Source organism: Flavobacterium inviolabile (assembly GCF_013389455.1).
In the GTDB taxonomy this organism is placed as follows: domain Bacteria; phylum Bacteroidota; class Bacteroidia; order Flavobacteriales; family Flavobacteriaceae; genus Flavobacterium; species Flavobacterium inviolabile.
In genome coordinates this window covers 2,471,205-2,485,303 of the sequence record NZ_CP058278.1, presented here as the reverse complement: position 1 = coordinate 2,485,303, position 14,099 = coordinate 2,471,205, and the positions used below count along the sequence as shown (strand labels likewise).

The 14,099-nt window shown below is 41.8% G+C and carries 8 protein-coding genes; 3 read left to right on the top strand and 5 right to left on the bottom strand.

What is annotated here, in order from left to right; all coding sequences use genetic code 11:
- The first annotated feature begins 19 nt into the window (after nt 1-19).
- Entirely contained in the window at nt 20-973 is a 954-nt protein-coding gene (locus HW120_RS11110) for a Fic family protein (protein WP_177734118.1), read from the top strand.
- Nucleotides 974-1,024: 51 nt separating this feature from the next.
- Here HW120_RS11110 and HW120_RS11105 read toward each other — a convergent pair whose 3' ends face one another.
- From HW120_RS11105 to HW120_RS11085, 5 genes are all read right to left on the bottom strand, one after another.
- Nucleotides 1,025-2,374 carry an MATE family efflux transporter gene (locus tag HW120_RS11105; protein ID WP_177734116.1) on the bottom strand — a complete coding sequence of 450 codons (1,350 nt, stop codon included), beginning with the start codon at nt 2,372-2,374 and terminating at the stop codon, nt 1,025-1,027.
- Nucleotides 2,375-2,385: 11 nt separating this feature from the next.
- Nucleotides 2,386-3,678, bottom strand: a complete 1,293-nt coding sequence (locus tag HW120_RS11100; RefSeq protein ID WP_177734114.1) for a lysine N(6)-hydroxylase/L-ornithine N(5)-oxygenase family protein — start codon at nt 3,676-3,678, stop codon at nt 2,386-2,388.
- 11 nt (nt 3,679-3,689) lie between these two features.
- The gene (locus tag HW120_RS11095; RefSeq protein WP_177734112.1) at nt 3,690-6,125 is read right to left on the bottom strand and encodes a GNAT family N-acetyltransferase; all 2,436 of its coding nucleotides are present in this window, start codon (nt 6,123-6,125) and stop codon (nt 3,690-3,692) included.
- Nucleotides 6,103-7,617 carry a pyridoxal phosphate-dependent decarboxylase family protein gene (locus tag HW120_RS11090; RefSeq protein ID WP_177734111.1) on the bottom strand — a complete coding sequence of 505 codons (1,515 nt, stop codon included), beginning with the start codon at nt 7,615-7,617 and terminating at the stop codon, nt 6,103-6,105. Before HW120_RS11090 ends, HW120_RS11095 begins: the two co-directional genes overlap by 23 nt.
- A gap of 65 nt (nt 7,618-7,682) precedes the next feature.
- Nucleotides 7,683-9,914: a TonB-dependent receptor gene (locus HW120_RS11085; protein ID WP_177734109.1), complete on the bottom strand. Its 2,232-nt coding sequence runs from the start codon at nt 9,912-9,914 to the stop codon at nt 7,683-7,685.
- A gap of 138 nt (nt 9,915-10,052) precedes the next feature.
- Between HW120_RS11085 and HW120_RS11080 the strand changes: the two genes are divergently transcribed.
- On the top strand, nt 10,053-11,030 hold the full coding sequence (locus HW120_RS11080; RefSeq protein WP_177734107.1) for a helix-turn-helix domain-containing protein: 978 nt from the start codon (nt 10,053-10,055) through the stop codon (nt 11,028-11,030).
- A gap of 182 nt (nt 11,031-11,212) precedes the next feature.
- Nucleotides 11,213-14,047, top strand: coding sequence for an excinuclease ABC subunit UvrA (gene uvrA, locus HW120_RS11075; RefSeq protein ID WP_177734105.1), 2,835 nt, complete (start codon nt 11,213-11,215; stop codon nt 14,045-14,047).
- Nucleotides 14,048-14,099 lie beyond the last annotated feature (52 nt).

The window sequence follows — 14,099 nt, the reverse complement described above, 5'->3', positions numbered from 1 at the left end:
ATTTTTGTATATTTGTGGTATGTGGAAAATTGATGTGACATATAAGCCTGAATTTCAAGCTACTTTCGATAGATTGTATGAAAAAAAAGCAATTCTGAAAAACAGCAGACCATTGCCTGAAATTGCTTTGAAAAAAATCAAGGAAGCCTTATCCATCGAATGGATCTATAACTCCAATAGTATTGAAGGCAATACGCTAAGCCTGCGGGAAACACAAATGGTACTTCAGGAAGGAATCACCATTAAGGGAAAATCACTCCGGGAACATTTTGAAGCCAAAAACCATGAGAATGCCATTCATTATCTTTATGACATTGCCAAAAACGATTATACAATCAGCAGTAAAGATATACTGTCACTTCATCAGCTGGTCATGCGCTCCATTGAAGATGAATATGCCGGCCGGTTACGAAATGGCGGTGTCCGCATTTCCGGGGCAAATTTTGTTCCGCCAAATGCAAACAAAGTTTCCGATTTACTGGAAGAACTGATAACATTTGTGATACAAAATCCGTTAGGCCTCAACGATATTGAGCTGGCGGCTATTTTTCATCATAAATTTGTCTGGATACATCCTTTTTTTGACGGCAACGGAAGAACAGTGCGCCTGGTAATGAATTTATTACTGATGCGAAAGGGCTTTCCTCCTGCCATCATTCTGAAAAACGACCGAAAAAAATATTATGAAGCACTCAATCAGGCCAATAATGGCAATTATAAAAAGCTGATTTTACTGATGTGCCAGGCTGTGGAAAGAACTTTAAATATTTATATCGGTTCGCTGCCGGACAACGATTATGATTTTCAGGAAATCACAAATCTGGTTCAGGAACCCGGTGTTCCTTATGGCCAGGAATATATCAGCCTGTTAGCCCGTCAGGGAAAAATTGATGCTTATAAGGAAGGCCGTAACTGGTTAACGACCAAAAAAGCTATTGAGGATTATATTGAGAACAGGCAAAGAAAGCGCTGACAGCATAAGCCATCAGCGCTTTTTTATAGCAACAAAACAAAACAAAACCAATCAGCTAACTACCGGTTCTTTTCCTGCCTTGAAATCCAATCTGATAAAGTAGGCCGTAATCAGTACAACGGTTATTTCAATTGCCGCACTTCCCCAATAAATACTGGCTACCCCAAAATACATCGGCAGCAGGATCATCAACGGAATGTATAAAAACACCTGTCGTAAAAGTGCCAGCATACTTGCTTTTTTACTATTGTTAACCGCCGGAAAATAGGACAATGCCAAAACGGTAACCGGTAACAGCGGTAAGGTTGACAAATATATCCTGAAATGAAACAGCTGCTCGGTAGTAATTACCGTGTTTGGAAGCATCAATTCCAGTACAGCCTGAGGATAGACAATCGAAACGATAAAAAACGGTACTAAAATTGCCGCTCCAGCCAGTGTGTACAATACTAAGGAACGTTTGGCTCTCTGGTGCTGTCCTGCTCCGTGATTCATTCCCACAACCGGCTGCAGGCCTCTCATTAATCCAAATAACGGCGTCAGTAAAAATAGGAAAAACCGGTTGACAACTGTGTAGAACGAAATGTCGCTTGCCGTTCCATAATCGGCCAAAGCATTAAAAATAACCATACTCTGCAATACCCCCATCACGGATAGAATCATTTCCGGGAATCCGAGTTTCATTATTTTTTTGCCGATTGCCGCATCATACGTGAGCGATTTCCAATTGGTTGTAAAGGAATTTTTACCGCTATAGAAATAATATAATCCCAGTAATGAATAGACAATCATTCCCACATTTGTTGCCCAGGCTGCCCCGGACACGCCCATACCCAACACTTCAATGAAAACCGGTTTTAAGGCGATATCGATCAGTAATCCGATCGCGATCATTCCGGCGGCGGTTTTCATCTTCCCTTCGCCTCTTACCAGCATGTTTACAGCTAATCCGTGAACCCAGAACAGCGTACCGATAAGGGTGGTCCTGAAATAGTCCACTGCCATTATTTTAATAGTACCGGAAGCTCCCATTAATGCCAGCAATTCGTTGGCAAAAACATAGGCCGGAATCATAAACAGCAATGAAAACCCCAAACAAAGCATGTTGAAACTGCCGAACAGTTTATAGAGTTTTTCTTTTTCACCGGCGCCAAGCCACATGCTTAAAGCCGCACTGGCACCCACTCCGATAAGCCTGCCGAATCCCAACACGATTTGCGAGAGCGGATAGGCCATACCAACGGCTGCCAATGCCTCGGTACTTACCAGATGTCCTACAAAAATAGCATCCAGGAAGTTATTGACACCGTATAAAACAATGGCAACAACAGCCGGCCATGAGGTTTCCCACATTACTTTTTTTAAATCGCCATTAAGAATAAACTCTTTTTGGTCTTTCATATTTTCCAGGATTAGAGATCAAACTGCTGAAAAGCGATCCGCTTCTCAACTTTATATATTTCTTTACCGGTAAGTGCCTTGATGATAATCGCATTCCGGTAAGCCCCCATTCCTAAATCGGGCGTGACAAATCCATGCGTATGCAATTCGGCATTCTGTACAAAAATGCTTTCGTCTTTGGTATCGATAGTATAGTTTCGGCTCACATCGTATTGTCCGTTTTCGATTCTTTTAATCAGGTGGTCAATTCCTTCCAGAAATTCCGGTGCTTTGTATTTGTATCCGGTAGCCAGGATTACAAAATCGGAAATATGGGTAAACGACTGTTCTTGCTGCACATGCGTAAATTCCAGCGAATACGACGATTTATCATCCAGTTCCTGAATAGTGTCCAGCTGGCAGTTCGGTCGTAATTCGACGTTTAGAGGAGCATCATCAACACTCATTTCATATAGCGTATCGAAAATAGCGTTGATCAGATCGAAGTTGATGCCTTTGTATAAAGGCGGTTGTTTTGCCAGCAGGTTTTTTCTTTTTTCCATGGACATGCCGTAGAAGTAATCCACATACTCCGGCGATGTCAGTTCTAAAGTCAGTTTGGAATATTCCATTGGAAAAAAGCGATCCGGACGCGTAAACCAACTCATATACAATCCGTTTTGCGTTTCGGGCAACAAATCCTGGAAAATCTCTGCCGCACTTTGCCCTGAACCAATGATTGCTATGGATTTACTGTTTAATATTTCCGGTTTATTGTTCAGGTATTCGGAAGTATGAATCACATTCGGAAATTGTTTTCCTTTCATAAATTCCGGTAAATAAGGCTGTGTTCCGGTTCCCAAAACGAGTTTCCGGGACCGGTAGCTTTCCTTTTTACGCGTCAGCTTGTCCAGTACTTCTATCTGGTAGAGTTCCTTTTCTTTGTTGAACGTGATGCTTTCCACCTTTTTTCCAAACTGGCAGTTTGGTAGTTGATTGGCTACCCATTGACAGTAAACATTGTATTCTTTTCTCAGGATAAAGAAGTCTTCCCTGATAAAAAATTTATAGAGCCGGTTTGTTTCCTTTAAAAAATTCAGAAAGGTGAAACGGCTTTTAGGATCGGCCATCGTTACCAGATCGGCCATAAAAGGCACCTGTAATGTAGCATTATCGAGCATTAATCCCGGATGCCAGTCGAAACTTTCCGACTGATCCAGAAACAAAGCCGAAACTTCTTCTACCGGTTCTAAAAGTGCTGCCAGACCAAGATTAAAAGGACCGATTCCAATCCCGATTACATCATATATATTTTGATTTCCCAATTTTAATCGTTTTATAATTTTATTTGAATGTTTTTAGATTGCGGGCATTTTTCCCAGTAGGACGCTCTGGTGCAAAAAGTTAATTGTGCCGTTTTATGCGGCATTAAAATCACTTCTTCTCTTTTATATCCAAGTTTTGCAATTAGTTTATCCATTGCAATGGCATCAACGGAGGCTTCACCAATGCATTTTCCTACTTCGGGCTGTGCAAAAATCCAGTCCAGAGCAACCTGAAAAGACTGGAAAGAGAACTTTTTCTCTTTCGCTGTAGGCGCTACAAAAAAGTGTGTTCCGTAATCGGTTACCTGGGAATCGTAATAGGCTCCCACAAGGTCACGCATCGGCCAGTAAGGCTCAAAGCAAAAGTTAGGTTCGCCATTCACTTCCCCTATAAAACTGTGGGTTTCATCACCTGGAAGAATCGTCCGGAACCATAATTCCAGGTTTCTTTTTGGCCCGTCCATTTTCCAGATCGGTTTGGCATGTTCGCGGTTAAACCATTCGTGTATCATTTCAAAATCGCGGTCGAAATCGAAAGGACGGATATTAATTGTTATATTTTCTTCTTCAAAGTGACGGGAATAAACCGTTTGCCTGGTGTCCGGTTTTATCAGATTTTCACAGAAAAAGAATTTGTTTAACGGGTTCGGACAATCCAGAAATACCGCAGGATATTCCAATGATTCATCGGCCTCATTAATATTCTGCAGGCTGGTAATCAGGTTGGCTTTTGTGTACCAGTCGCGGCTGTTGAGGATATATGCTACCAGTCCGGTTTCGTCTTCCTGCTCTACATTTTTAAATTCTTTGTATACCAGGTTAATCAGTTTTCGCTCTTCGATTAATCCGTTAGTTCCAAAGGCATTGATGACGCCCATGATGTTATTGGTCACCAGATAATAGGTATATTTCGGGGCTAACGATACCTCATCAATAATGGACTGGCTTTCTTCGGCAATTCCCGGAAGTTCTTTAGCAACACTGTCTTTCCTTCCTTCTCTAAAAAAGAATCCCTGATTGTCCCTGAAATAAATTTTAGCCGGAAAACCGTTCTTATCCAGTTCCACCATTACATTTTGCTGATGGAATTCGCAGGCAAGACCGTATTGGTTTAATATGCCCACAATCGGGCGGACGCAAATGTGCAAGTATTGTTTGAACCAGTCGTGTGCCGTTTGCTTGATGCTTTTGTTGAGTTTAACCGAAGCATCAACTATAATATTGCTTAATCGCGACGGCTGCCCTAAAATCCCGTCCTGGCACAAAGCCGCCAGCAGGGTTACATTTTTGTTTTTATTTTCTCCCTGAAAAGGGTTTCTCCGGATACTGATATTGAATCCGTTGATTATTTTACCATTAAACGAAACGGCTATAAAGGCAGGATCAACGATAAAGTCAATTTCCGGAAAGTCCTGCTGCAGGTTGATTCCCCAATCGGTTTTTAGTAAACGGCTGATGTCATACCCTCTATGCAGCTCCGGATACAGGTTGATGCGTTCCGAATTGGTGATTTTAACGTGTAATGAGAATTTAAACATCCATTTGCTGTCTTCATTATAAACGGTTCTCACCGATGAGGTTGCCGTATAATAATCGCCATACAGTCCGAGGCTGAACAGTTTTTCTTCCTGAATCATTTGTTTAACCTCCGCTTGCTGCAGCAAATATTCCGCTTCCCAGGGATGCATCGGCACGATACAGTATTCCGGATACTGGTTGATTAAGTGCAGCAGGTCCATATCGTCAGCGGTGGCCTGCTGTAATAATTTTTCTTTTAGTTCTGCCGTGACCAATTCGCCGTCTGCATTTTTCTCTTTGATGTTTACGGCATCAATTAAAAAGTAATGCAGCTGGAATTTCCCTTCCGTTTCCGGAGAATATTTTAATAAATCTTCTTCGTTGAATCCCTGTTTCGATTTGGGAACCGGATGTACAATATGTCCCAGGATCAAAGATTGCTCGGCATCAATAAAAGACATCACCGGATCGTTTACCACTTTATTATTTGCTTCGAAATAGTCGAGGTATTTTTCCAGGTTTTCAATACTGTTTTCCAGGCGTTTTAATACGGTAGTGGCATCAATATTCGGGTAAATGGTTTGTGCATAGGCTACCGTAAGCTGCATAAAGTCAACCGGGTCTATTGCTGTGATTGTATCGGTTGCCAGTTCTCTTTTTATTACCGGGAAATGAAACAAGTGCCTTCCGCTTTCTGAAAAATACTGGATGGGTACATAAACATCATAACCGATATCGGAAAAATCAATCCGAATGTGCAGTTTATGGCCGGTTGCCGTAAATTGTTTCCCTATGGCTTCATCATATTTCGGGATTCCCAGGTAACGGCTCCAATTGCCGAATTCTCTGAAATAGCAATTCAATAACGCCGTGTAGTTAACCTCAATTGCCGCTTGTGATGTCTTGCTAGTTAAAATCGATGTACTCATTTCCGTGTTGTTTAATTAAATTTAAAATGTCCTGTATATCCGTTGTTGTCGTTAGTGGATTTAGTATTGTGAATTTGAGGTAAAACTGTCCGTTCACTTTTGTTCCGGCAACGAGTCCGAATCCGTTCTTATAAAGCTGGGCTTTAATGTGCAGGTTGATGTTATTGAGATCAAACGATTTGAAAGGGCAGGCGGAATACCGGAATACCAGTGCAGACAGATCGGAATGATTGAGCAGTTCGAAATGGCTGTCGTTTTCAATTACTTTTACCGCTTCTTTGGTTGTTTCTATTATGCGTTCGATATAATTCCCCAGGCCTTCTTTCCCCATTATCCGCAGCGTAAACCACAATTTCAGGGCATCAAAACGGCGTGTGGTCTGTATGGATTTGTTCACCTGATTCGGTATACCATTATCATCGTGATCCTTCGGATTCAGGTAATCGGCATAATGGGTTACCAGACCGAAATAGCGTTTGTCGTTCACCAGGAAAGCACTGCTGCTTACCGGCTGGAAAAAGGCTTTATGATAATCGACAGTAACCGAATTGGCTTTTTCAATTCCGTCAATCAGGTACCTGTATTTTTCGGTCAGCAGGGCACCGCAGCCGTAAGCGGCATCCACATGAAGCCATAATCTGTATTTTGCCGCCAGGTTTGCCACAGCCGTTAACGGATCGACATTTCCAAAATCGGTGGTTCCTGCCGTAGCAACAATCGCAATGGGTATGTTTCCGTTGCCAATTTCTCTTTTTATGGCATCTTCCAGTAAAACGGTATTCATACGGAAAGAGCGATCGGTTTTTACTTTTACGACAGCCTGTTCGCCTAACCCCAGTATTGCGGCACTTTTTTGCAGGCTGAAATGGGCTGCTTCCGAAACAAAAATTCTAAAACGGGACGCTTCCGCAGGCAATCCTTCTTTTTTAATATTGTGATTCAGGTATTCCACGGCATAATGGTCTCTTGCCAGCAGCAAGCCCATTAAATTACTCTGCGAGCCGCCGCTTGTAAAAACACCATCGGCTTTGCTGCCAAATCCGATTTCGTCGCAGGTCCAGCGAATCAGTTTTTGTTCGATAAGTGTTCCTCCGGCACTCTGATCCCAGGTGTCAAGGGAAGAGTTAATCGCACTGATCAGTACTTCTGCGGCAATAGCCGGAATAACAACCGGGCAATTTAAATGGGCTACATACCCGGGCTGATGAAACGCAATTGCATGTTGGGTGTACAGTTCTTTTGCTTCCTGAAAGACTTTTTCATATCCGGCTAACGGAATATTCAGGTTTAGCGATTCGAATTGTTTTTTTAATGTTTCAGGAGCAATACCGCTAAACGGTTTTTTGTTTTCTTCCAGAAAGGCTACGACACAGTCACGTGCCATATCCATTGCTTGCTGATACTCTTTTGTGTTGGTGGCACAAAACAAACTTTTGCTGTAAAATGCAGTTTGCTGCTGAGTAGGCGTTTGTAGGTTAGATAAAGGGTTCATAGTTGTAGTTGTGTTATAGTTAATACAAGACAGTCGGACATGATATCCGACTGTGCTTATTATTTTTAAAATTTAATGGTATAACCAAGAGAGAATGTTCGTCCTCTTCCCAGGTACCCAAAGGCTTTTTGAGGTGTCTGGTAGAAAAATACCGAACGCTGCCCCCAAATCGTTACGTAGTCTCTGTTTAAAAGGTTCTGAACACCAAAGTTCACAGTACCTTTCAGGAATTTCACATCACCAATCAGGTCAAATAACGTGAATCCTGTGATCTTTGCGCCCGTCAAATCGGTATAGTTCATTGAGTGCTGTGCCTGTAAACGCAGTGAGAAAGCTTTATCGTTCCATCCTGTAAATGCCATGAATTTTGAAGGGTTGGTGGTATAAACCGACTGGTTTTGCCAACCGTCGTTTGCCGTTTCTGTTTCGGAAGCCATTAATAAAATGTTTCCTCCTGCTTCCAATCCTCTTTCAAAACGGTAGCCCAATGCTCCTTCAAAACCATAGTTTCGCAATTTCTGGTCTAATAAAGAAATGGTAAATGCCGTGTTATCAATTTTCAAGGTTTTATTGGATAAGGCATAAAATAAAGATCCCTGCGCATAAAAACCATACGCTGAATGATGTCTCCATCCCACTTCGAACTGGTTTGTTTTCACTCCGCTAAGCGGTTTTTCACTTACAGCAATACTGTTTAACAGGTTCCAGTGGTTATTGACAAGTTCGTATTTACCAAATCCGTATGATTTAGCAGCATCCGGTACCGCAAATCCCTGCGAAAAGGTAAACCATGCCTGTTGTTTTTCATTGAATTTATAAAGGGCGCTACCGTTAACCAGCGTTACGTTGTAGTCGTTCTTCCCTCCTTTTACCATATCTGCCGAAGCACCATAGCCAAAATGCATGTAAATCTGTTCTTTGAAGCCTACAAAATCATCAACTTTTACGTTAGTATGCTGCTGACGGATACCTCCGGAAAGGGTGAGTTTACCCAAAACATTCCAGTCGGCCTGGGCAAAGCCAGAAATACCGGTAATCTGCGTATCGGGATATCTTCCTACCATGGCATCGGTCCTGTTGATTAAACCGCCACTGGCACTGCTGGTTTCCGGGTTAAAAATGGACTGGTCCCCATCAAATTTATCCCTGTCGGCATCCATTCCGTAAGTCACCGAAAGCTTGTCCCATTTTTTATACAGCACCGCTTTTAAACCGTAAACATCCGTATTTCCTCTTGCTGAGGATAAGAATCTCGGGATCGTAATTCCGGTTGGAGCTTTGGGTACTTCTGCAAATGAAGCTCCGAAATCGATATTTTCCGTTCTTGCAAAAGCCTGAAACAATAAGTTCTGTCCGCCCAAAATGTTGCGTAAGCTGTATTGCAGGTTTAGCATGCGTCGGGTGGTGCTTGGAACAATATCCGAATGGGCTCCTCCCAATACCCGGATCAGATCCGGATTGTTGGTGGTAATTCCGGAATAATCGGTTCCGAATGACAGCCATTTATCGTTTCTTACTTTTGATACATAATGCTGAAAATCAAAACTTAAATCCTGGTTACCGGCTAATTTAAAATCAAGGCTTCCCAATACATCTACAGAACGGTTGTATTGAAAATCCGACTGCTTTACATCGGTAATGACCTGATTGCCATTCGCATCAAAAGCACCGGCATTCTGGGTATATGCCGCACCCAAACGGAATTTCATGAATTTATTTCCGCCTTCAATAGCCTGTGCTATCCTGGTATCGTGATCATTTTTATTGCGCAATCCGCTTTTGGCTCCCAGACTGGTTTCAAATCCCAGTTTGTTTGAAGCTGCTTTTTTCGTTATGATATTAATGACACCACCCGTCGCATCCCCTCCATAAACGGCACTTGCTCCGGAAAGCACTTCAATTCTTTCAATATTAAAAGGATCAATCGCATCAAACTGACGGCTCACGGCTCTCGCACTGTTTAACGAAACACCGTTTAGCATGACCAATACGTTTCTGCCTCTCATATTCTGGGCATAATTGGTTCTGCCCTGGTTACCGATGTCTAAGCTTGGAATCAACGCTCCTAAAACTTCTTTTATTCCGGCACCGCCTTTAATTTGCTGCTGAATCTGTTTCTGATCGATGATCCAGACCGTTCCCGGAATATCACTGATCTGTTTTGGAGCACGCGAAGAAACCACTATAACTTCGTCCAGCGATTTCGATTTTAAGGAGTCTTGAGCCGTTTGTGCTTTCAGGGTTTGTCCTCCCAAAATCATAGCAATTATTACGATTGCCAATTCGTTTTTGTTCATGGTAATTTTTCTTTAATTTAAAGATTGTATTATTTGTATTTATTCTAAATAGGATTATTTTTGTACAAAATTACCAACCTGAAAATCACAAAACGGACGTAAAAAGGAATAATTATAACGCCAAACGGAATAATTGCTATGCATATTACAGTTGAGTATGGAAATGAAGTTTTTAGAAAGAAATACTCCCCAACTATCAGCCGGGACAATAAAACCGACTACTATTCGCATCCGCTGGCATTGGACAAATCGAAGTGTGAAGGAGAATTCAAAGATTTCTTTTTTAAGAATATTTATGTGAGCTATGCCAATTTCCGTTTTAATGATGTTTCCAGGGTACATTTTGAAAACGATACCGATACCATTAAGATGCATTTCCTGCTTTACGGGCAGAGTCAGGTAAAGGAAGCGGAAGGTTCGCTGCACCGGTTTGAAACCTTACAGCACAATCTGATTTACTGCAATAAGGAAAAGAGCAAATGGAACTGGTATACTCCCGATCATTTCAAGCTTTTTGAAGTACACATCCATCCTGATTTTTTTAAAAAATATGTTTGTGAAGAGGAACCGCATATCAAACAGTTCCTGACTTCCATCAAGCAAAAGCACAATTGTACGCTGGCCAAAAAGAATTTAACCATCACGCCGGAGATTATTGCCATAATTGAGAATATTACCGGCTGTAAGCGAAAAGGAATCTACAAACGGCTGTATATCGAATCGCAGATCGTACAGCTGCTATTATCGCAGTTAGAGCAGATGAGCTGCAAAAATTGCCCGCTCCAATGTTCGTTAAAGGAAGCCGATGTGAATAAGATGTACCAGGTGCGGGATTTACTGCTTGCCGACATGCATTATCCTTTTACCTTATCGGAACTGGCTTATAAAGTCGGAACCAATGAATTTACGCTGAAAAAAGGTTTTAAAATCCTTTTCGGGACTACTGTTTTCGGTTATCTGAATGACCTGAAAATGGAAAAGGCACAGAAAATGCTGGCCGAAAAAAATACGACGGTAACCCAGGTAGCGGAATTTATCGGTTATAAAAATGCAACCCATTTTACCACGGCATTTAAAAAGAAATACGGCGTGGTTCCAAGTGCTTTAAAGCAATAATAAATACTTTTTGTAAACCTATTCGGATGTAATACCGATGTCATGCAGATCACAGCAATACATTGGCTGTACGGGTCATGATTAGCAATGCTATTTATTAACTTTTTAAACAAAATTTCTTCTTACTCTCCGTATCAAATTAAATTTCAAAACAGTACCTTTGCGTTTTGCACAACTTTTATATGCTGAACACAGAAGAAACCATTGAAGTATTAGGCGCCAGAGCGCATAATTTAAAGAATATAGATGTTATTATTCCCCGTGAAAAACTGGTGGTTGTTACCGGTCTTTCCGGTTCCGGAAAATCGTCATTGGCTTTCGATACGATCTATGCAGAAGGACAACGCCGTTATATCGAAACTTTTTCAGCCTATGCCCGTCAGTTTTTGGGTGGTCTGGAACGTCCTGATGTGGATAAGATCGACGGTTTATCTCCTGTAATTGCTATCGAGCAAAAAACAACCAGTAAAAGTCCGCGTTCCACGGTAGGGACAATTACGGAAATTTACGATTTTCTTCGTCTGCTTTATGCCCGTGCCGGTGAGGCATACAGTTATAATACCGGCGAAAAAATGGTGAGCTACAGCGATGAGCAGATCAAACAGCTTATTCATGAAAACTTCGAAGGAAAGCGCATCAATATTTTAGCACCGATTATCCGTTCCCGTAAAGGACATTATCGCGAGTTGTTTGAGCAGATCTCCAAACAGGGTTTTGTAAAAGTGCGTGTTGACGGTGAAATCCGCGACCTGGAGTTCGGTATGAAAGTGGACCGCTACAAAACACACGATATTGAAATTGTGATTGACCGTATGGCCATTGAAAATACGGAAGACAATGACAAACGTTTAACCGAAAGCATCAAAACAGCGATGTATCACGGTGAAGACGTCATGATGATTATTGAGCAAGAAAGTCAGGAAGTACGCTATTTCAGCCGAAACTTAATGTGTCCTACTTCCGGTATCTCCTACCCGAATCCGGAGCCAAACAATTTCTCATTCAACTCTCCAAAAGGAGCCTGTGACCATTGTAACGGTTTGGGAACGGTAAATGAGGTAAACCTGAACAAGATTATCCCGAATCCGAAATTATCCATTAAAAACGGTGGTTTTGCCCCTTTAGGTGAGCAAAAAAACTCCTGGATATTCAAACAGCTGGAAGTTATTGGTGAAAAATACGGTTTTAAATTAACCGACCCGATAGAGAAAATTCCGCAGGAAGCCATGGATATGATTTTAAACGGCGGAAACGAAAAGTTCTCCGTTGTTTCCAAAGTGATGGGAATCACCAAAGATTATAAAATTGACTTTGAAGGTATTTCCAATTTTATCAAAAATCAGTTTGACGAAAGCGATTCGGCTTCTATAAAACGCTGGGCAAAGGAATTCATGGACGAGGTTAATTGTCCGGAATGCCAGGGGACCCGACTTAAAAAGGAAGCCCTTTATTTTAAAATCAATGAAAAGAACATTGGGGAACTTTCTTCAATGGATATAGACGAGTTGAGTGACTGGTTTGAAAACCTGACTCCTCACCTGAACGAAAAACAAAAAGCAATCGCTGTTGAGATTGTCAAAGAAATAAAAGCCCGTCTGAGCTTTTTAGTCGACGTGGGTTTAAATTACCTGTCGCTGAACAGAAGTTCCAAATCGCTTTCCGGCGGTGAGGCACAGCGTATCCGTTTAGCAACACAAATTGGTTCACAGCTTGTCGGTGTCCTGTATATTCTGGATGAGCCGAGTATCGGACTGCACCAAAGGGATAATGAGCGTTTAATCCGTTCGCTGGAGCAATTGCGCGATATCGGAAATTCCGTTATTGTTGTGGAGCACGACAAGGATATGATTGAACGTGCCGATTATGTGATTGATATCGGTCCGAAAGCCGGTCGCTTTGGCGGTGAAATTATCAGCAAAGGTACGCCAAAGGAATTGCTGAAAGAAAAGACACTAACGGCTATGTATATGAATGGTGAAATGGAAATTGCCGTTCCGAAAGTACGCCGTGAAGGTAATGGCAAGGTTTTAAAATTAACCGGAGCAACCGGAAACAATCTTAAAAATGTTTCCATAGAACTGCCATTGGGTAAAATGATCTGCGTGACCGGAGTTTCCGGAAGCGGAAAATCGACCTTGATTAATGAAACGCTCTACCCTATTTTGAATGCGCACTTTTTTAATGCGGTTAAAAAACCACAGCCGTATAAAAAAATTGAAGGTTTGGAGCATATTGATAAAGTAATCGATATCGACCAAAGTCCGATCGGGCGTACACCACGTTCGAATCCGGCAACCTATACTGATGTTTTTTCAGAAATCAGAACCCTGTTTACCCAAACACCGGAAGCAATGATCCGCGGTTACAAACCGGGACGTTTCAGCTTTAATGTGTCCGGCGGGCGTTGCGAAACCTGTGAAGGATCGGGTGTGAGAACTATTGAAATGAGTTTCCTTCCGGATGTATATGTGGAATGTGAAACCTGCCAGGGAAAACGTTTTAATCGGGAAACGCTTGAAATACGCTATAAAGGAAAATCTATTTCCGATATATTAGCGATGACCGTTGATGAAGCAGTGCCTTTCTTTGAGAACATTCCGAAAATATACCGTAAGATCAAAACCATACAGGATGTTGGTTTGGGATATATCACTTTAGGACAGCAGAGCACAACCCTTTCGGGTGGGGAAGCACAACGTATCAAACTGGCTACGGAATTGTCTAAAAAAGATACCGGGAATACTTTTTATATCCTGGATGAACCCACTACAGGTTTGCATTTTGAAGACATCCGGGTCTTAATGGAAGTTATTAACAAACTGGTCGATAAAGGCAATACTGTGCTTATTATTGAGCATAATATGGACGTTATCAAACTGGCCGATTATATTATTGATATCGGTTATGAAGGCGGAAAAGGCGGCGGACAGCTGATCGCTAAAGGTACTCCGGAAGAAGTCGTTAAAAACAAAAAGAGTTATACCGCTCAGTTCCTTAAAAAGGAATTGCATCTATAACAACCGTACTATATATTTTTAAAGCAGCGTGATACGCTGCTTTTTTTATGGA

Bases quoted from the DNA above. Each gene is read 5' to 3' on its own strand.
- HW120_RS11110 (WP_177734118.1), top strand. From the start codon at position 20: ATGTGGAAAATTGATGTGACATATAAGCCTGAATTTCAAGCTACTTTC.
- HW120_RS11105 (WP_177734116.1), bottom strand. From the start codon at position 2,374: ATGAAAGACCAAAAAGAGTTTATTCTTAATGGCGATTTAAAAAAAGTA.
- HW120_RS11095 (WP_177734112.1), bottom strand. From the start codon at position 6,125: ATGAGTACATCGATTTTAACTAGCAAGACATCACAAGCGGCAATTGAG.
- HW120_RS11090 (WP_177734111.1), bottom strand. From the start codon at position 7,617: ATGAACCCTTTATCTAACCTACAAACGCCTACTCAGCAGCAAACTGCA.
- HW120_RS11085 (WP_177734109.1), bottom strand. From the start codon at position 9,914: ATGAACAAAAACGAATTGGCAATCGTAATAATTGCTATGATTTTGGGA.
- HW120_RS11080 (WP_177734107.1), top strand. From the start codon at position 10,053: ATGCATATTACAGTTGAGTATGGAAATGAAGTTTTTAGAAAGAAATAC.
- uvrA (WP_177734105.1), top strand. From the start codon at position 11,213: ATGCTGAACACAGAAGAAACCATTGAAGTATTAGGCGCCAGAGCGCAT.